A 17304-nucleotide genomic window follows, 5' to 3' on the forward strand; every position below is an offset into this window, starting at 1 on the left:
ATGCGCATCGCGACCTGGAACGTCAATTCGATCACCGCCCGGCTGCCGCGGCTGCTCGCCTGGCTGGAGAGCAGCGGTACGGATGTGCTGTGCGTCCAGGAGACGAAGTGCGCCGAGTCCGCCTTCCCCTACGAGCCGCTGCGCGAGCTGGGCTACGAGGCCGCGGTCAACGCCACCGGCAGGTGGAACGGGGTGGCGCTGCTCTCCCGGGTGGGACTCGAGGAGATCACCGTCGGCCTGCCCGGCGGCCCGGACTACGACGGCGGGCAGGAGCCGCGTGCCATAGCGGCCACCTGCGGCGGTGTCCGCGTCTGGTCGGTCTATGTGCCCAACGGCCGGGAGATCGGCCACCCGCACTACGACTACAAGCTGGCCTGGCTGGAGGCGCTGCGCAGCACGGTCGCCGAGGACGCGGCCGGGGAGCGCCCCTTCGCCGTCCTCGGCGACTTCAATGTGGCGCCCACCGACGAGGACGTCTGGGACCGGGCCGCCTTCGACGGCCTCACCCATGTCACCGACCTGGAGCGGGACGCCCTGGCCGCGCTGCGCGACACCGGTCTGTCCGACGTGGTGCCGCGCCCGCTGAAGTACGACCGCCCCTTCACCTACTGGGACTACCGCGAGCTGTGCTTCCCCAAGAACCGGGGCATGCGGATCGACCTGGTCTACGGCAACCAGCCGTTCGCCAAGGCCGTGGGCGACGCGTATGTGGACCGCGAGGAGCGCAAGGGCAAGGGCGCCTCCGACCACGCCCCGGTCGTGCTCGACCTGGAGGTCTGAGACCGCGGGGCCGGGCCGGCGGGCGCCCTCACCCGGCTCACCCCGTGAGGGTGCGCAGGTCGATCGACTCGGCCAGCGCCTGCAACCCGGCGTCCCCGGGGTGCAGATGGTCACCGCTGTCGTACGCGGGGAGGATCCGCGCCGGGTGCTGCGGATCCCGCACCACGGCGTCGAAGTCCAGCACCGCGTCGAACACCCCGCCGCTGTCCCGCAGGAACGCGTTGACCACCTGGCGGCGCGCATCGGCGTCCGCCGTGCACCGCGCCTCGCCCTCGCACGGCGCGATCGTCGCCCCGACCACCCGCAGTCCGCGCGCGTGGGCGCGGGCCGCGACGGCCCGCAGCCCCGCGATGACGTCCTGCGCCGAGGTGCCCCAGCGCAGATCGTTGATGCCCTGGAAGACCACGACGGTGCGGGCCCCGCTCTGGGCGAGCACATCCCGCTCCAGCCGGCTCAGCGCGCTCACCCCGCTGGTCACCGTGGAGACCCCGTCGCCGGTGTAGACATCGGTGACCACGCGGTTCGCGGAGATCCCGCTGTTGACCACGCCGTACGCGGGCACCTCGGACTGCGCCCGCAGCCGCCGGGCCAGGACGTCCGGCCAGCGGCGGTTGGCGTCGGCCGTCGAGTTGGTGCCGTCGGTGATCGAATCGCCCAGCGCCACCACCGAGCCCGGACCGCCCCGTACATCGACGCCGGTGAGGAACGGCCACGTGGTCAGGGTGCCGGTGTAGGCGTCCGCACCGGAGTCACCGGTGCGGTCCCCGCTGCCCGGCGCGCTCGAGTACGAGCGCTGGGTGGCCTGGGTGTGCACCGGCGCCGCACTGACCGGCCCCGGCAGATGCACACTCACCAGCAGATTGGTGTCCGCCGGTACGCGGAAGTCCACCGGATCGCTGACCAGTTGGGCCCCCGCCGGGATCGAGGTGCCCCGCCGTCCGCCGAAGGTCAGCGGCACCGGCGCACCGTGCGCCGCGGCGCCCTCCCCCTGGACGGCCACGGTGGCCCGGCCGATCTCCACGGGCGCCGCGGCGAAGGTGTTCGCCAGCCGGATCCTGGCCCGCGGACCGCCCGCGCTGGTGTGCACCACCAGCCGCAGCGTCTGGTCCGTCCACGGCCCGACCTTGGTGTACCCGGCGGTGCTCGCCCCCCAACTGCCGGTCCAGCCCGGCGCGGGCTGCCGCAGCGTCGCGGCGAACACATGCAGATCGCCGGCCGGACCCGGATCCTCCGGCAGCACCACCGACGCGATCTCCCGGCCGCGCTCCACCGGCACCGTCACCGCGTACAGCCGTGCCGCCTCCAGCCGCTGCCCCGACGCGCTGTTGACATGGGGGAGGCCGACCGCCTTGGTGGCAGCGGAGCCCGCGCGCCAGTCCGGCGCGGTCAGGGTGTACGTCCCGCTGGACCCGTCCCGGTAGCGCACCGTCCCGGTGCCGCTCACCGCGCCGCCGGACCCGTCCGGCGCACTGCCCGCGACCAGGAAGGTGACCGCCTCGCCCCAGCCGCGCAGCCGTACCGCCTGCCCGTCGGCGACCACGTTGTCCGGCCCTGTCCCGGCACTCCGCGGCCAGGTCAGCCGCGCCGCGTCCAGATCGACCACCCGCCCCGGCGTCCATCCGGCGGCCCTCAGGTCCTGCGCGGACAGCGAGTTGCCCGAACCGTCGAAGTCCGCGTCCCCCGGCCGGGTGTCCTCACTGACCGCCCGGTTGTCGAAAAGCCGCTCCAGAGGGAGCGGCTTCGGTGATGCTGCCTGTGCGGGCGACCCGGCGAGCGCCGGTAGGACCGACGCCGGGAGGGCGAAGGCGACACCTCCCGCGACGAGTCCGGCCGCTGTCCACCGTCTGCCGAAGCGCATACGAGTCCCCTCTCGCAACCAACCCGACCGCTGATCCGACAGGTGCGGGAAGAACCTAGAGAGGCGGATGGGCGTCGTCAAGGCAATCATCGGGTCACGAGGCATACCGCGCGCCCTGTGGTGCGCCCGTGCGCGGGATGCGACGCTGAGTGGTATGAACATCCCCTTCTTGGACAACTGGCGCAAGCGGCGTGGCCCCGCTTCCGGTACGGCGCTGATGGGTGCCCAGGAGGAGGATCCTCAGGGTGTCGCACAGCTGCTCTCCGAATGCGAGCTCCTGCGTGCCCGCGCCGCAACCGCCGGTATCGGACTCGACGACTCCGCCGCCTCGTTGGAAGCGCTCGACCAGCTTCTCCCACGCTGGCGCGACGACCCGGACGAGCTGCCCTGGCTCGGCAACGACGCCGGTCTCTACCTCGGCACCGTCATCATCCGCACCGTCCCCGGCGCCGCCTGGCAGGTCTGGCCCAGCGGCCGCCCCGTCGTCAGACTCGGCTCCGGCCGCGAGGTCGACGTGGTCCAGGCCGGCCACCAATGGGCCGCCGACGGCGCCCCGGAGCTCTCCCAGCTGTACGCGGAGGTCGCCGAGACCTGAGCGCTCCGCGGGAAGAGCCGCAAGGTGCCGCCGTTCGTCTGCGGCCGGCTCGTGGCCGGCGCCGCCCGCGCCGGAGAGCTGGTCGAGGCGCGGGGCGTCCACCCGTAAAGGGGGGTTATCGCCCTCTCGGTGCGTGTCATCGGCGAACTGCCGCTTTTGTCTGGATAGCTTGCGCTGACGCGACACAGGCGAAAGTGGGTGGGGCCGGGTATGGCCGTCGGCGAACCGTTGATCGAGCTGCGTGAGGTCAACAAGTACTTCGGCGCGCTGCATGTGCTCCAGGACATCGACCTCACCGTCGGCCGCGGTGAGGTGGTCGTGGTCATCGGGCCCTCCGGCTCCGGGAAGTCGACGCTGTGCCGGACCATCAACCGGCTGGAGACGATCCAGTCCGGCGCCATCGCCGTGGACGGCAGACCGCTGCCCGAGGAGGGCAAGGAGCTGGCGCAGCTGCGGGCCGAGGTGGGGATGGTCTTCCAGTCGTTCAACCTCTTCGCGCACCGGACCGTGCTGGCCAATGTGATGCTTGCCCAGCAGAAGGTCCGCAAGCGCGGCAAGCAGGAGGCGGAGCGGCGGGCGCGGGAGTTGCTGGAACGGGTGGGGCTCGCGGATCAGGCCGACAAGTACCCCGCGCAGCTCTCCGGCGGTCAGCAGCAGCGGGTGGCCATCGCGCGGGCGCTGGCGATGGATCCGAAGGTGATGCTCTTCGACGAGCCGACCTCGGCGCTGGACCCGGAGATGATCAACGAGGTGCTGGAGGTCATGCGCCAGCTCGCCCGCGAGGGCATGACCATGGTGGTCGTCACCCATGAGATGGGCTTCGCGCGCTATGCCGCGAACCGGGTGGTGTTCATGGCCGACGGCCGGATCGTGGAGGACCGCAGTCCGGAGGAGTTCTTCACGGCACCGGCGACCGAGCGGGCCCGGGACTTCCTCTCCAAGATCCTCAAGCACTGAGCCGGGTGGTGACGGAGATGAGGCGCATCCGCCGGGCGATCGCCGCCCTGGCTCTGGCTCTCGCCCTGCTGCCGGCGGCGGCCGGGTGCGGGAAGGAGGGCAGCCCGCCCGCCAAGGGGCCGAAGGCCGGGCAACTGCCCACGTACAAGGTGGCCACCGGCTTCCGGCTGCCGGAGTCGCCGACCTGGCGCAGGGCCGAGCGGCGCGGCTATCTCACCGTCGGGGTCAAGGAGGATCAGCCCTATCTCGGGGAGAAGGATCCGGCCACCGGCCGCTACTCCGGCTTCGATATCGAGATCGCCACGATGATGGCGGCGTCGCTGGGCTTCAAGCCCAGCCAGATCCGCTTCCGGACCATCGCCTCCGCCAACCGGGAGACCGCGCTCCAGAACGGCCAGATCGACTACTACGTCGGCACCTACACCATCAATCCGCTGCGCAAGCGCCAGGTGGGCTTCGCCGGGCCGTACTACATGGCGGGCCAGTCGCTGCTGGTGCGCACCGACGAGGACGACATCCACGGCCCCCAGGACCTGGCGGGCAAGACCGTGTGCTCGGTGGCCGGTTCGACCCCGCTCCAGCGGATCCAGACCGACTACCCCAAGGCCCGCGCGGTGGCCTACGACACCTACTCGGTCTGCGTGGACAACCTGCTGAGCTATCAGGTCGACGCGGTCACCACCGACAACGTGATCCTGCTCGGCTACGCGGCCAAGGTCCCGGAGGAGCTGAAGGTGGTGGGCAAGCCGTTCTCCAAGGAGCCGTACGGCATCGGGGTGCCGCGGGGGGACAACGCGCTGCGCTTCGCGCTGGACGAGGCGCTCCTGATCCATGAGCGCAACGGGAACTGGAAGAAGGCGTACAACGCGACCCTCGGGCTGTCCGGGGTGCCCGCCCCCAAGCCGCCGCCCATCGACCGCTACCAGACGCGCTGAGGCCGCCGTATGGATGTGCTCACCGAAAACTTCGCCCTCTACGGCAAGGGGTTCCTCGGCACGGTCGAACTGACCGTGTACGCCTCGCTGCTCGCCCTGGCCGTGGGCATCCTGATGGCCGCGTTCCGGGTGGCGCCGGTGGCCTCGCTGCGGACCTTCGGCACCGTATGGGTGACGGTGCTCCGCAACACCCCGCTGACGCTGCTCTTCTTCGCGGTGATGCTGGGGCTGCCGCGCTTCGGTCTGGTGCTGCCGTTCACCACCTTCGCGGTGCTGGCGCTGGGCTGCTACACCTCGGCGTTCATCTGCGAGGCGGTGCGCTCGGGCATCAACACGGTGCCGGTCGGGCAGGGCGAGGCCGCGCGCAGCCTGGGGATGACGTTCGAGCAGACGATGGGCGTGGTGGTGCTGCCGCAGGCGTTCCGCTCGGTCATCCCGCCGATCGGCTCGACCCTGATCGCGCTCGCCAAGAACTCCGCCATCGCCGGGTCGTTCAGCGTCACCGAACTGCTGGGCACCTACAAGCCGCTCAACGAGATGGGCTACAGCATCATCTGGACCTTCGTCTGGATCGCCGTCGGCTATCTGATCGTGACGCTGGCCATCAGCGCGATCTTCGCCGTACTGGAGAAGCGCTGGGGAGTGCCGCGATGACCACCACCGCCCTCTACGACGTGGCCGGGCCGCGGACGCGGCGCCGCCACCGCATCTACGGGATCGTGGCGACGGCCGTGCTGCTGGCGCTGGTCGCCGGGATCGTCCATCTCCTGGTCGAGACCGGGCAGTTCGCGTACCAGAAGTGGATGCCCTTCGAGTACAAGGGCATCCAGGAGCTGTTGCTGCGCGGACTCGCCAACACCCTCAAGGCGTTCGCTCTGGCCGCGGTGTTCTCGCTGGTGTTCGGCGCCGTACTGGCCGCCGGGCGGCTGTCGGAGCACCGGCCGGTGCGCTGGCTGTCCACGCTGGTGGTGGAGTTCTTCCGGGCGATGCCCGTGCTGGTGATGATCTTCTTTGTGTTTGTGGCACTCAAGGTGCAGCCGCTGCCCGCGCTGGTCACCGGGCTGACGCTGTACAACGGTTCGGTGCTGGCGGAAGTGTTCCGCGCGGGGGTGAACGCGGTGGACCGCGGCCAGCGCGAGGCGGCGTACTCCCTCGGCATGCGGAAGACGGCGGTAATGACGTACGTGCTGGTGCCCCAGGGCGTACGGGCGATGCTGCCCGCCATCATCAGCCAGCTGGTGGTGGCCCTGAAGGACACCTCGCTCGGCTTCCTCATCACCTACGAGGAGTTTCTGCACGCCGGAAAGCTCATCGCGTCCAATCTCGACTACGACCTTCCGTTCATCCCGGTGGTGATGGTGATCTCGCCGATCTACATCGGGATGTGCATGCTGCTGTCGTGGTTCGCCAACTGGGTGGCGAAGCGGGAGCGGCGCAGTGTGAAGACCGGTCAGATGAAGGTCGCCGCCCCCGAGCCGGCCGCCCCCGTGCCCGGCGACACACGCACCTGACACGGGGGCGGGACCTGATCAGGGGACCGGGATCACTCGCGGACCGGCACCGACAGCGATGACGGGTCGTCCGCGGGCGAGGAGAAGGTGAGCCGCGCCCCGTCCGGGTTGTGCTCGTTGTAGAGCGGGTCCTTGGCGTCGACGACCAGGGCCAGCCGGTGTCCGGCCGGGAGGTCGTAGGCGGTCGAGAACAGCTCCAGGTCCACGCCGAACGGCGTTCCCGGGGTGCGGTCGTGGAAGGTGACGGGGGCGTGGGTGATGAGCTTGCCGATGCCGAGCGCGCCGACGTCGTAGAGGTATGCCACCGCCGTACCGCTGGACTTGTTGCTGGTCATGGTGGTGTGCAGGGTCACGGTGCCGCGGATGCGCTGCTCGGTGGCGTAGCGCTCGCTCTGCCAGACGGCCGCGTAGGAGCGGGGCAGCAGCGGGATCGAGGCGAGCGGCGGGAGTTTGAGGAACTGGTCCAGGGCGCCGCTGAGGATCGCGGTGCCGCCGTCGGCGCCGGAATTGTGGTCGGCGCTGATCTGCTCGGTGCCGTCCAGGGCGAGCCGGCGGTGGCCGGTGGGCACGGCCGACCAGCTGGGGTAGCCCTCGTAGCCGTCCGTGGTCCGCGAGGCGAGCTGGACCGGTTGCTCGCGGTCGATGCCGTTCCGGTCGCCCTTGAGATAGCGGTCCAGCCAGCGGCGGGAGTGGTCCCAGGTGTCGTTGGGCAGGCCCAGCAGCCCGGTGAGCTCGGGGGTGGCATGGTCGCCGGGTCGCAGCTCCAGCCGTTTGGGCCCGGTGAGCTTCTCGTAGAAGCGGGCGTAGCTGTTGGGCGGGAAGATGGAGTCGCCCCAGGCGTTGCCCAGCATGACGGCCGCGCCGTTGGCGTTGATGCGGTCGAGGTAGGTGGCGGGGGAGCGCTTCCGGCCCCACTCGATCAAGTCCTTTTCCCGGTCCATGTTGGAGCCGAGGAAGTCCTTGAGCATCTGCTGCATCTCTTCGCTCGGACGGCCGGTCAGCGTTCCCAGCCCGCCGAGCAGACCGGCGGCCTGGCGGTGCTGGGTGCGCTCGCTGTAGATGGACTCGATCAGGTCCGCCCAGCCGCTCATTGCCACAACGGCCTTGACGCGCGGGTCGAATGCCGAGGCGAGCAGGCTGATCCCGGCGCCGTAGGACACCCCGGCCATGCCGATGTGGCCGGGGTCGGCGCCGGTGTGGGCCAGTGCCCAGTCGATGACCTTGGAGGCGTCGGCGACATCGGGCGGCCCGGCGGTCTCGATCCGTCCGCCGGACTGCCAGAAGCCGCGGGGGTTGTAACTGAGCACCACATAGCCGGACTCGGCCAGCTTCCTGGCCTGGGCGAGATATTCCACCTGGGGCATGGCCCAGCTGGTGGGCAGCACCACCAGCGGATAGCGGTGCCCGGCGCCGGCGTCGGCCGGGGCGACCACATTGGCGGCGAGGGACACACCGCCGTCGCCGGGGATGTCGACGAAGCGTACGGACGTCGAGGATGCCGACGACCCGTACGAGGCCGACGAGGCCGACGAGGCGGCCGTGACGGCGCTCGCCGATGCAGCGGCCGCGGCCGGTGCCGTGGCGGCGGGGCCGAAGGTGGCACCGGCCAGCACGGTCGCCGAGACGGCGGCGGCCGCCGCCGTGCGCAGGTATTTGCGGGCAGGGGGCACTTGTCGCTCCTGTGGGGAAGGCCGTGGGGGACCAAGGGAGCGCGCGCTCAAGTAACTTGACGGTAACCCGGGTTGTTACCTCTGGTAATAGTGCGATAAGTTACGCCTGGGTAACGATAAGAGCCGCTCCTGGCTGCCGGGGCCGGGAGCGGCTCGGGGCGTTGCCCGGGGGCCGGACCCCGTCCGGGTCCGGCCCCGCGAAACATCCTCAAGTAGGCCGCGCTCAGCCCTCCTTGGCAGCCTTGGCCGCGGCCCGCGACCCCGCCGGCGCGGAGGTCGCGGCCTTGGTGACATCGGCCACCAGCTCGACCACATCCGGGCCGTACGCCTGGGAGTTGACCACCTTCAGCAGCAGACAGAACGAGCCCTGCGCCCCGTACTTACGGGCCAGCCGGGCGCGGTTGCGCACCAGATGGGTCACCGCCGCGCGATGGGTCACCGGGCGTTGCCCGGCGGCCAGGAACACCGGACGCTCGCCCTCGCCCGCCGTCAGCCGGGCCAGCAGGACGTACTCGACCGCGCCCGGTTCGGGGCGGTAGGCGGTGCCGCCGATGGTGAAGGTGCCGCGGTCCGCCCCCGACTCATCGCCCGGGAGCACGGTCACCCCCGGCAGCAGATTCGACAGATGGGCGGCCAGCCTGCGGTGTGCCGTGGGGTCGCCGATGCAGAACTCCGTCCGCGCGCCGAACCCCTGCAACCCGGTGTCATGCGGTGCGACCTCGGGGTGGGCGCCGCAGATCTCCACGACGGAGGCGAGTCCGAGCAGCGCGAGCGCGTCATGGCGCGGAATGCTCCAGTGCGCCGAGGTGCTGTCCCGATGGGTGACCAGCACACACTCCGAGCCGTCCGGCAGGCCGAAGAAGCGCTGCTCGCGGGCGCGCTTACGGCGCACCAGCGCCGAGTGCACGGCCCAGCCGAGGGCCAGGCCCACGGTCAGGGCCGCCGCGGAGGCGATCAGGTCCTGCAGGGTGTCATTCATGGCCGCGCATCGTAGCGGCGAACCGGGTGGGTGTTCGAGGCCGGGGCTGCGGGGAACCCGTCGTCCACCCTGACCAGCGGGGACGGCCTGCCCTCTGTCGTGACCACGCCGGGCACCGGTAGGCTCCGGCCCTGTCGTCCGCTTGGAGGTATGGATGGGGCCCACCGCGCGACCAGCCGCATCGTCCACCACGTCCACCACGTCCAGCGCCGCGCCGCCCCGGCGCCGGCTGCCCGCGATGGCCGCCGCGGCCGCGCTGGCCGCGGTGCTCGGCATCGCCCCGGCCGGGGCGGCGCAGAGCGGGCCGGCGGACGCCGCGAAGCCCGGCACCCCCGCCAAGACCCCGGTGGCCGAAGGCTACGGCGGCGCGGTCTCCAGCGTGGACCCCGACGCCTCGGCGGCCGGGATCGACGTACTGCGGCACGGCGGGAACGCGGTCGACGCGGCGGTCGCGACCGCCGCCGCGCTCGGGGTCACCGAGCCGTACTCGGCGGGTGTCGGCGGCGGTGGGTACTTCGTCTACTACAGCGCCAAGAAGCACCAGGTGTACACGCTGGACGGCCGGGAGACCGCACCGCTCAGCGCCGACAAGGGCCTCTTCCTCGACAAGGACGGAAAGCCGCTGCCGTTCGCCGACGCGGTCACCAGCGGACTGAGCGTCGGCACCCCCGGCACCCCCGCCACCTGGGAGGACGCCCTCGACACCTGGGGCACCGAGTCGCTGGCGCGGGTGCTGAAGCCCGCCGAGCGGCTGGCCCGCGACGGCTTCACCGTGGACCCCACCTTCCGTCAGCAGACCGCCGACAACGAGGCCCGCTTCAAGGACTTCCCGGCCTCGGCCGAGCTGTTCCTGCCCGGCGGCAAGCTGCCGGTGGTGGGCTCCACCTTCACCAACCCCGATCTCGCCCGCACCTACGCCCTGCTGGCCAAGAAGGGCACCGGCGCGGTCTACAAGGGCGAGCTGGGCCGCGACATCGTCGACACGGTGCGCAAGCCGCCGGTGGACCCGAAGGCCGAGCGCACCGTGCGGCCCGGTGATCTGACCGCCCGCGACCTGCGGGCGTACACCACCGAGCGACAGGCGCCCACCCGCACCGGCTACCGGGGGCTGGACGTCTACGGCATGGCGCCCTCGTCCTCGGGCGGCACCAGCGTGGCCGAGGCGCTCAACATCCTGGAGAAGACCGATCTCTCCCAGCTCAGCGAACGCGACTACCTGCACCGCTACATCGAGGCCGGCCGGATAGCCTTCGCCGACCGTGGGCGGTGGGTGGGCGACCCGGCCGCCGAGGACGTCCCCACCAAGGGACTCACCTCGCAGCGGTTCGCCGACTCCCGCGCCTGCCTGATCAAGCCGGACGCGGTGCTCAAGAGCCCGGTGAAGCCCGGCGACCCGAACCGCCCGGCCGGGCCCGGTTCCTGTGACACCCGCGGCCACGCCGCCCCCACCACCTATGAGGGCGAGAACACCACCCATCTCACGGTGGCGGACAAGTGGGGCAATGTGGTCGCCTACACCCTCACCATCGAGCAGACCGGCGGCAGCGGGATCACCGTGCCCGGCCGCGGCTTCCTGCTCAACAACGAGCTGACCGACTTCTCCTTCGCGCCCGCCGACCCGGCCGTCCACGACCCGAACCTGCCGGGCCCGGGGAAGCGGCCCCGCTCGTCGATGTCGCCGACGATCGTGCTCGAGCACAACAAGCCGGTGCTGGCGCTCGGCTCACCCGGCGGCGCGACCATCATCACGACGGTGCTGCAAACCATGCTCAACCATCTCGACCGGGGAATGCCGCTGGTCGACGCCATCGCCGCACCGCGCGCCAGCCAGCGCAACGCCGACCGGACCGAACTGGAACCGGGGCTGTGGAACAGCCCTCAGCGCGCGGAACTGCAGGCGCTCGGTCACTCCTTCAAGCAGAACCCGGAGATCGGCGCCGCGACCGGCGTCCAGCGGCTGTCCGGCGGACGCTGGCTGGCCGCGGCCGAGACGGTACGCCGGGGCGGCGGCTCGGCGATGGTGGTCAGCCCCGGCTGACGGCCCCCGCCCCGGAAGCTCCGGCAACGGACCGGCCCGGCCGCGCGGTTCAGCCCAGCAGGGTGATGACCTCGTCGGCCGTGCCGGTCTCGTCGGCGTACTGCTTCACCGCGAACGGGGACCACGTCGGCGCGCTGAACGGCGGGTCATTCCCCGGTCAATCCTCGACCAGTCGTTTCAGTAGTGCGGTGGCCTCCGCCAGGGTGTGGCGCTCCTCGCCGTCGAGGCGGGTGGCGATGGCGTCCAGCAGCCAGCTCTGCTTGGCCTGCCGTACGGCGGCGATCGCGCGCAGCCCCTCCTCGGTGACCGAGAAGTCGATCTGCCGTCCGTCGGTGGGGTGCGGGGTCCGCTCGATCAGCCGCCGCTCCTCCAGGGCGGCGAGGATCGTGCGCATCGACTGGGGGCGGATCAGCTCCGCGCGGGCCAGGGCCGCGGTGGTGGCCGGTCCGCCGGTGTCCAGGCGGCTGAGCACGCTGTGCTGGGACGGGGTGAGCTCACCGAGCGGCGAGGCCGCCCGCATCCGGCGCATCAGCTGTCCGACGACCGCCGAGAGATCGGTGGCCATGCGCTCCTGGGCCCGGGTCTCCGGGTCGTTCCGGGTGCGGTCGGGGCCGTCCTGGGGTGCCATAGCTCTACCGTAGCGATTTCGGCAGCCAAACTTGCAAGTTTGGCTGCTATGTGCGCACCAGGAAAACTGTCCGTAGCACTCCCGTAACCGGTTCCGTAACACGCGGGGTGTCGAATGCGGCCACGGGGGTGAAGGGCGCGAGGGGGGGAGAGGGGTGGCGATGTCGGGCGGGCAACTCCCAGCCGCGATCGGGGAGTTCGCGGACTTCCTGCGTGCGCTGACACGGCGGCTGGACCGGGAGGCGGGGTGGTACGGCGTCTTCGCGCGGCGCGACCCCGAGGGTCTGGACGCCTGTCTGGACGGCCATGAGGTGCCGCCGTGGGATGTGGTCCAGGCGCTGCTGCAAGACCTCTCCGCCCGGTACGGCCCGGAGGCGGCGCGGGAGGCCGCGGTCCGCGCCGGCGCCCTCTACCGGGCAGCGGTCATCGTCTACGACGCCGAGGTCGGTGGGCGCGCGGCGCTCCAGGACCGGCTGGAGGCGATGCGGGGCGAACAGCGGCGCGCGGCCCGGCGGGAACGCCGTCTCCAGGAGGCCGTGCACACCGCCGGGGGAAACACCGCCGGGGACACCGCCGCGCGGGACGGTCTCGCCGCCGATCTGGCGTGGGCGCACGACGACTGGGAGCGGGCGACCGCCCGCTGCGAGGAATTGCGCGCCCGCCTCGACGCACTGCCCCCTGCCGCCGGGCCCGACCGTCCCCCGCGGCCGGAGGGGGCGCGCGCCGACGCCACCGTGGGCGAGGCCCCGCCCGCGCCGCCGGAGCCACCCGCCGAGCGTCCCGCGCCCGTACCTCCGCCCGCCGCTGCCGCACCCCCGCCCGCCGCTCCCGCCCGTAGCCGCCCCCGTGGCGCACGGTTCGCCGGGGTGGAGCCCGACGCCGACACGGCGGGAGCCGGGGGAGCGGCCGGGCCGCTGCCCCCGGCTCCCGCCCCCGTGGCGGACCCCGTGGCACCTCCCGTGGTCGACGCGCCGGCGACACCCCGGGGCGCCCGGTTCGCCGGGGCCTACGGCGCCGCGGACGGCCCCCGGCGCCGCCGCCGCGGCGGCCGGGACGAGAGCGCGACCCACCGCGCCGTACGGGAGGCAGCCCGGCGCGGTGAGGCACACCGCGCCGCCGCCGAGGCCGTGACCCGGCTCGGCAGACTGCGGGCGCAGGGGCGCGGTGGCGAGGCCCATGTGGTGCTGTGCGAGACCGCCGCCTGGCCCGCCCCGCGGCTGCCGGTGCTCGCGGCGGAGCTGGAGCGTGCCGGACTCGGCGCGGATGTGGCCACCCTGCTCTGGGAAATGGCGTGTCTGCCACCCCCGAGGCTGGCCGCCGCCGCGGAGGCCCTGATGGCGGCGGGCCGTCAGGCCGACGGTGAGCGGCTGCTGCGGCAGAGTGTCTCCCGGCCGGTCGCGGAGATCGCGCACACCGCGCTGGCGCTGGTCGAGGCGGGTGCGGACGATGAGGCGGGCCTGCTGCTGCGGGCGCTGGTGCGGGCCCGGAGCCCGGAGGATGCGGCGGGCGCGGCCGGTGAGGATCCGGCCATCCTGGTGCCGCTGCTGCTCGATGCCGCGGACCGGGTGTCCTCCAGCAGCCATCACGATCTTGCACTAGCACTGCGTGTGGCCGGTCTGGCCTGACACAACGCGAAAACTGGACGTCTTCGTTGAGTAACGGCGGCGGTATTGCCAGAGTGGTCAGTGCGCTTCTACGTTCTTCAGCACAGCCGGATTCTACGTGCGTAGACACAGGTTGACGACGGGAATACACCCTCCGGAGCACTGCTGTGAAGGAGCTGATCATGGCCAATGTCGTACGTGCCGCGCTCGTCCAGGCCACATGGACCGGCGATACCGAATCGATGATCGCGAAGCATGAGGAGTACGCCCGGCAGGCGGCCGCCCAGGGCGCCAAGGTGATCGGCTTCCAGGAGGTGTTCAACGCCCCGTACTTCTGTCAGGTGCAGGAGGCGGAGCACTACCGGTGGGCCGAACCGGTGCCGGACGGGCCGACCGTCCAGCGGATGAAGGAGCTGGCCCGGGAGACCGGGATGGTGATCGTGGTGCCGGTCTACGAGGTCGAGCAGTCGGGCTTCTACTACAACACCGCGGCCGTGATCGACGCGGACGGCAGCTATCTCGGCAAGTACCGCAAGCACCACATCCCCCAGGTCAAAGGCTTCTGGGAGAAGTACTACTTCAAGCCCGGCAACATGGGCTGGCCGGTGTTCGACACCGCCGTCGGCAAGGTCGGTGTCTACATCTGCTACGACCGTCACTTCCCCGAGGGCTGGCGGGCGCTGGGGCTCTCCGGCGCCCAACTGGTCTACAACCCCTCGGCGACCTCCCGCGGTCTGTCCGCGTATCTGTGGCAGCTGGAACAGCCCGCCGCGGCCGTCGCCAACGAGTACTTCATCGCCGCGATCAACCGCGTGGGCGTGGAGGAGTACGGCGACAACGACTTCTACGGCACCAGCTACTTCGTCGATCCGCGCGGCCAGTTCGTCGGCGAGGTGGCCAGTGACAAGGAGGAGCAGCTGATCGTCCGGGACCTCGACTTCGATGTCATCGACGAGGTGCGCCAGCAGTGGGCCTTCTACCGCGACCGACGGCCCGACGCCTACGAGGGGCTGGTGAAGCCATGAGTGAGCAGCCCTCGGGTGTCCACGCCGCGCTGCACCGGCGGCACCGGGCCGTGCTGCCCGACTGGCTGGCCCTGTACTACCAGCGGCCCATCGAGATCACCCACGGCGAGGGGCGGCACGTCTGGGACGCCGAAGGCAACCGCTACCTCGATTTCTTCGGCGGCATCCTCACCACGATGACCGCCCACGCCCTGCCCGAGGTCACCAAGGCGATCAGCGAGCAGGCGGGCCGGATCCTGCACAGCTCCACGCTCTACCTCGACCGCCCCATGGTGGACCTGGCCGAGCGCGTCGCCGCCCTGTCCGGCATCCCCGACGCGCGGGTCTTCTTCACCACCTCCGGCACCGAGGCCAATGACACCGCCCTGCTGCTGGCCACCACCCACCGCCGCTCCAACCAGATCCTGGCGATGCGCAACAGCTACCACGGCCGGTCCTTCTCGGCGGTGGGCATCACCGGCAACCGCTCCTGGTCACCGACCAGTCTGTCCCCGTTGCAGACCCTGTACGTCCACGGCGGGGTGCGCGGCCGGGGACCCTTCGCCGATCTCGGCGACGCCGAGTTCATCCAGGCGTGCGTGAACGACCTCGAGGACGTCCTCGGCCAGGCGCACGGCAATGTCGCCGCCCTGATCGCCGAACCGATCCAGGGCGTCGGCGGGTTCACCTCGCCGCCCGACGGACTGTTCGCCGCCTTCCGCGAGGTGCTCGACCGGCACGGCATCCTGTGGATCACCGATGAGGTGCAGACCGGGTGGGGCCGCACCGGTGACCACTTCTGGGGCTGGCAGGCCCATGAGGGATCCGGGCCGCCGGACATCCTCACCTTCGCCAAGGGCATCGGCAACGGCATGTCCATCGGCGGGGTGGTGGCCCGCGCCGAGGTCATGAACTGTCTGGACGCCAACTCCATCTCCACCTTCGGCGGCAGCCCGGTCACCATGGCCGCGGGCCTCGCCAACCTCAACCACCTGGTCGAACACGACCTCCAGGGCAATGCGCGCCGCGTCGGCGGCCTGCTCATCGAGCGGCTGCGCGCCGCGACCGTCGGTCTCGACACCGTCCGCGACGTCCGCGGCCGGGGGCTGATGATCGGTATCGAACTGGTCGAGCCGGGCACCGACCGGCCGTCCCCCGAGGCCGCCTCCACCGTCCTGGAGGCCGCCCGCGAGGGCGGGCTGCTCATCGGCAAGGGCGGCGCGCACAACAGCAGTGTGCTGCGCATCGCCCCGCCGCTCAGCCTCACCGTCGCCGAGGCGGAGGAGGGCGCGGAGATCCTCGAGGCCGCCCTCAAGGCCACCCAGTCCGGAAGGAGTACGAGCTGATGCCCCGTACCGTGATCCGTGGCGGGCTTGTCATCACCGCCGCCGAGGAGACCCACGCCGACGTCCTGATCGAGGACGAGAAGATCGTGGCCCTGGCCGCGTCCGACAGCGAGTGCGCCCGCGGCTGGAGCGCCGACCGCATCATCGACGCCACCGGGAAGTACGTCATCCCCGGCGGGGTCGATCCGCACACCCATATGGAGATGCCCTTCGGCGGCACCTTCGCCGCCGACACCTTCGAGACCGGCACCCGGGCTGCGGCCTGGGGCGGCACCACCACCATCGTCGACTTCGCCATCCAGACCAAGGGCCACGCACTGCGCGAGGGCCTGGACGCCTGGCATCTGAAGGCGGGCGGCAACTGCGCCATCGACTACGGCTTCCACATGATCCTCTCCGATGTCGACCAGGGGTCGCTGAAGGAGATGGATCTGCTGGTGGAGGAGGGCGTGACCAGCTTCAAGCTGTTCATGGCCTATCCGGGCGTCTTCTACAGCGACGACGGCCAGATCCTGCGCGCCATGCAGCGCGGCGCCCACAACGGCGGGCTGATCATGATGCACGCCGAGAACGGCATCGCCATCGACGTCCTGGTCGAACAGGCCCTCGCCGAGGGCCGGACCGACCCCCGCTACCACGGTGAGGTCCGCAAGGCGCTGCTGGAGTCCGAGGCCACCCACCGCGCCATCCAGCTCGCCCGGGTGGCCGGCGCCCCGCTGTACGTGGTGCACGTCTCCGCCGAGGAGGCCGTCGCCGAGCTGACCCAGGCCCGGGACAAGGGGCTGCCGGTCTTCGGCGAGACCTGTCCGCAGTACCTCTTCCTGTCCACCGACAACCTCGCCGAACCGGACTTCGAGGGCGCCAAGTACGTGTGCTCCACTCCGCTGCGGCCACGGGAGCACCAGGCGGCGCTGTGGCGGGGCCTGCGCACCAACGACCTCCAGGTCGTCTCCACCGACCACTGCCCCTTCTGCTTCAGCGGTCAGAAGGAGCTGGGCCGCGGGGACTTCTCGAAGATTCCCAACGGCATGCCGGGTGTGGAGCACCGGATGGATCTGCTCCACCAGGCCGTGGTGGACGGCCATATCTCCCGCCGCCGCTGGATCGAGATCGCCTGCGCCACCCCGGCCCGGATGTTCGGCCTCTACCCGAAGAAGGGCACCATCGCCCCCGGCGCCGACGCCGACGTGGTCATCTACGATCCGGGCGCCGAACAGACCCTCTCGGTGGAGACCCACCACATGAACGTCGACTACTCGGCGTATGAGGGCAAGCAGATCACCGGACAGGTCCGGACCGTGCTGTCGCGCGGCACCACCGTCATCGACCAGCGGGAGTACACCGGCCGCGCCGGACACGGCCGGTATGTGCCGCGCGCCACCTGTCAGTACCTCTCCTGA

Annotated in this window: 15 protein-coding genes; 11 read left to right on the forward strand and 4 right to left on the reverse strand. The window is 71.4% G+C overall.

From position 1 onward, the window contains the following. On the forward strand, nt 1-780 hold the full coding sequence (locus tag JK363_RS29675; protein WP_201879583.1) for an exodeoxyribonuclease III: 780 nt from the start codon (nt 1-3) through the stop codon (nt 778-780). A 37-nt stretch (nt 781-817) separates the two neighbouring features. On the opposite strand, the gene JK363_RS29680 is transcribed toward JK363_RS29675, so the two are convergent. Beyond that, the gene (locus JK363_RS29680) at nt 818-2638 is read right to left on the reverse strand and encodes an SGNH/GDSL hydrolase family protein (protein ID WP_201879585.1); all 1821 of its coding nucleotides are present in this window, start codon (nt 2636-2638) and stop codon (nt 818-820) included. 154 nt (nt 2639-2792) lie between these two features. On the opposite strand from JK363_RS29680, the gene JK363_RS29685 reads away from it, so the two are divergent. The 5 genes from JK363_RS29685 to JK363_RS29705 all read left to right on the forward strand — a co-directional run bounded on the left by JK363_RS29685 (nt 2793) and on the right by JK363_RS29705 (nt 6636). After that, nucleotides 2793-3233 (forward strand): DUF6278 family protein, encoded by a 441-nt coding sequence (locus JK363_RS29685; protein WP_201879587.1) that lies wholly within the window; start codon nt 2793-2795, stop codon nt 3231-3233. A gap of 210 nt (nt 3234-3443) precedes the next feature. Then, nucleotides 3444-4190: an amino acid ABC transporter ATP-binding protein gene (locus JK363_RS29690; RefSeq protein ID WP_372444875.1), complete on the forward strand. Its 747-nt coding sequence runs from the start codon at nt 3444-3446 to the stop codon at nt 4188-4190. A gap of 17 nt (nt 4191-4207) precedes the next feature. Next, entirely contained in the window at nt 4208-5125 is a 918-nt protein-coding gene (locus JK363_RS29695) for a glutamate ABC transporter substrate-binding protein (protein ID WP_201879589.1), read from the forward strand. A gap of 9 nt (nt 5126-5134) precedes the next feature. Further along, nucleotides 5135-5779, forward strand: coding sequence for an amino acid ABC transporter permease (locus tag JK363_RS29700; protein ID WP_201879591.1), 645 nt, complete (start codon nt 5135-5137; stop codon nt 5777-5779). Beyond that, on the forward strand, nt 5776-6636 hold the full coding sequence (locus JK363_RS29705; RefSeq protein WP_201879593.1) for an amino acid ABC transporter permease: 861 nt from the start codon (nt 5776-5778) through the stop codon (nt 6634-6636). Before JK363_RS29700 ends, JK363_RS29705 begins: the two co-directional genes overlap by 4 nt. A gap of 32 nt (nt 6637-6668) precedes the next feature. Here JK363_RS29705 and JK363_RS29710 read toward each other — a convergent pair whose 3' ends face one another. Continuing rightward, entirely contained in the window at nt 6669-8306 is a 1638-nt protein-coding gene (locus JK363_RS29710) for a CocE/NonD family hydrolase (RefSeq protein ID WP_201879595.1), read from the reverse strand. Between the two features lie 223 nt (nt 8307-8529). Beyond that, a complete protein-coding gene (locus JK363_RS29715; RefSeq protein ID WP_201879597.1) occupies nt 8530-9285 on the reverse strand; it encodes a hypothetical protein in 756 nt (251 codons plus the stop codon). Nucleotides 9286-9523: 238 nt separating this feature from the next. Between JK363_RS29715 and ggt the strand changes: the two genes are divergently transcribed. Then, nucleotides 9524-11323 (forward strand): gamma-glutamyltransferase, encoded by a 1800-nt coding sequence (gene ggt / locus JK363_RS29720; RefSeq protein WP_236076214.1) that lies wholly within the window; start codon nt 9524-9526, stop codon nt 11321-11323. 157 nt (nt 11324-11480) lie between these two features. Here ggt and JK363_RS29725 read toward each other — a convergent pair whose 3' ends face one another. Next, nucleotides 11481-11951: a MarR family winged helix-turn-helix transcriptional regulator gene (locus JK363_RS29725; RefSeq protein WP_236076209.1), complete on the reverse strand. Its 471-nt coding sequence runs from the start codon at nt 11949-11951 to the stop codon at nt 11481-11483. 160 nt (nt 11952-12111) lie between these two features. On the opposite strand from JK363_RS29725, the gene JK363_RS29730 reads away from it, so the two are divergent. From JK363_RS29730 to hydA, 4 genes are all read left to right on the forward strand, one after another. Then, nucleotides 12112-13575 (forward strand): hypothetical protein, encoded by a 1464-nt coding sequence (locus JK363_RS29730; protein WP_201879601.1) that lies wholly within the window; start codon nt 12112-12114, stop codon nt 13573-13575. 161 nt (nt 13576-13736) lie between these two features. Further along, nucleotides 13737-14579 carry a nitrilase-related carbon-nitrogen hydrolase gene (locus tag JK363_RS29735; protein ID WP_201879603.1) on the forward strand — a complete coding sequence of 281 codons (843 nt, stop codon included), beginning with the start codon at nt 13737-13739 and terminating at the stop codon, nt 14577-14579. After that, nucleotides 14576-15904, forward strand: a complete 1329-nt coding sequence (locus tag JK363_RS29740) for an aspartate aminotransferase family protein (RefSeq protein ID WP_201879605.1) — start codon at nt 14576-14578, stop codon at nt 15902-15904. Before JK363_RS29735 ends, JK363_RS29740 begins: the two co-directional genes overlap by 4 nt. Beyond that, a complete protein-coding gene (gene hydA, locus JK363_RS29745; RefSeq protein WP_201879814.1) occupies nt 15901-17304 on the forward strand; it encodes a dihydropyrimidinase in 1404 nt (467 codons plus the stop codon). The genes JK363_RS29740 and hydA overlap by 4 nt, the downstream gene beginning before the upstream one ends.

This window comes from Streptomyces coffeae, from assembly GCF_016741875.1.
Taxonomy (GTDB): Bacteria; Actinomycetota; Actinomycetes; order Streptomycetales; family Streptomycetaceae; genus Streptomyces; species Streptomyces coffeae.

Coding starts and splice junctions, on each gene's coding strand:
- JK363_RS29675 (WP_201879583.1), top strand. CDS start 1: ATGCGCATCGCGACCTGGAACGTCAATTCGATCACCGCCCGGCTGCCG.
- JK363_RS29680 (WP_201879585.1), bottom strand. CDS start 2,638: ATGCGCTTCGGCAGACGGTGGACAGCGGCCGGACTCGTCGCGGGAGGT.
- JK363_RS29685 (WP_201879587.1), top strand. CDS start 2,793: ATGAACATCCCCTTCTTGGACAACTGGCGCAAGCGGCGTGGCCCCGCT.
- JK363_RS29690 (WP_372444875.1), top strand. CDS start 3,444: ATGGCCGTCGGCGAACCGTTGATCGAGCTGCGTGAGGTCAACAAGTAC.
- JK363_RS29695 (WP_201879589.1), top strand. CDS start 4,208: ATGAGGCGCATCCGCCGGGCGATCGCCGCCCTGGCTCTGGCTCTCGCC.
- JK363_RS29700 (WP_201879591.1), top strand. CDS start 5,135: ATGGATGTGCTCACCGAAAACTTCGCCCTCTACGGCAAGGGGTTCCTC.
- JK363_RS29705 (WP_201879593.1), top strand. CDS start 5,776: ATGACCACCACCGCCCTCTACGACGTGGCCGGGCCGCGGACGCGGCGC.
- JK363_RS29715 (WP_201879597.1), bottom strand. CDS start 9,285: ATGAATGACACCCTGCAGGACCTGATCGCCTCCGCGGCGGCCCTGACC.
- ggt (WP_236076214.1), top strand. CDS start 9,524: ATGGCCGCCGCGGCCGCGCTGGCCGCGGTGCTCGGCATCGCCCCGGCC.
- JK363_RS29725 (WP_236076209.1), bottom strand. CDS start 11,951: ATGGCACCCCAGGACGGCCCCGACCGCACCCGGAACGACCCGGAGACC.
- JK363_RS29730 (WP_201879601.1), top strand. CDS start 12,112: ATGTCGGGCGGGCAACTCCCAGCCGCGATCGGGGAGTTCGCGGACTTC.
- JK363_RS29735 (WP_201879603.1), top strand. CDS start 13,737: ATGGCCAATGTCGTACGTGCCGCGCTCGTCCAGGCCACATGGACCGGC.
- JK363_RS29740 (WP_201879605.1), top strand. CDS start 14,576: ATGAGTGAGCAGCCCTCGGGTGTCCACGCCGCGCTGCACCGGCGGCAC.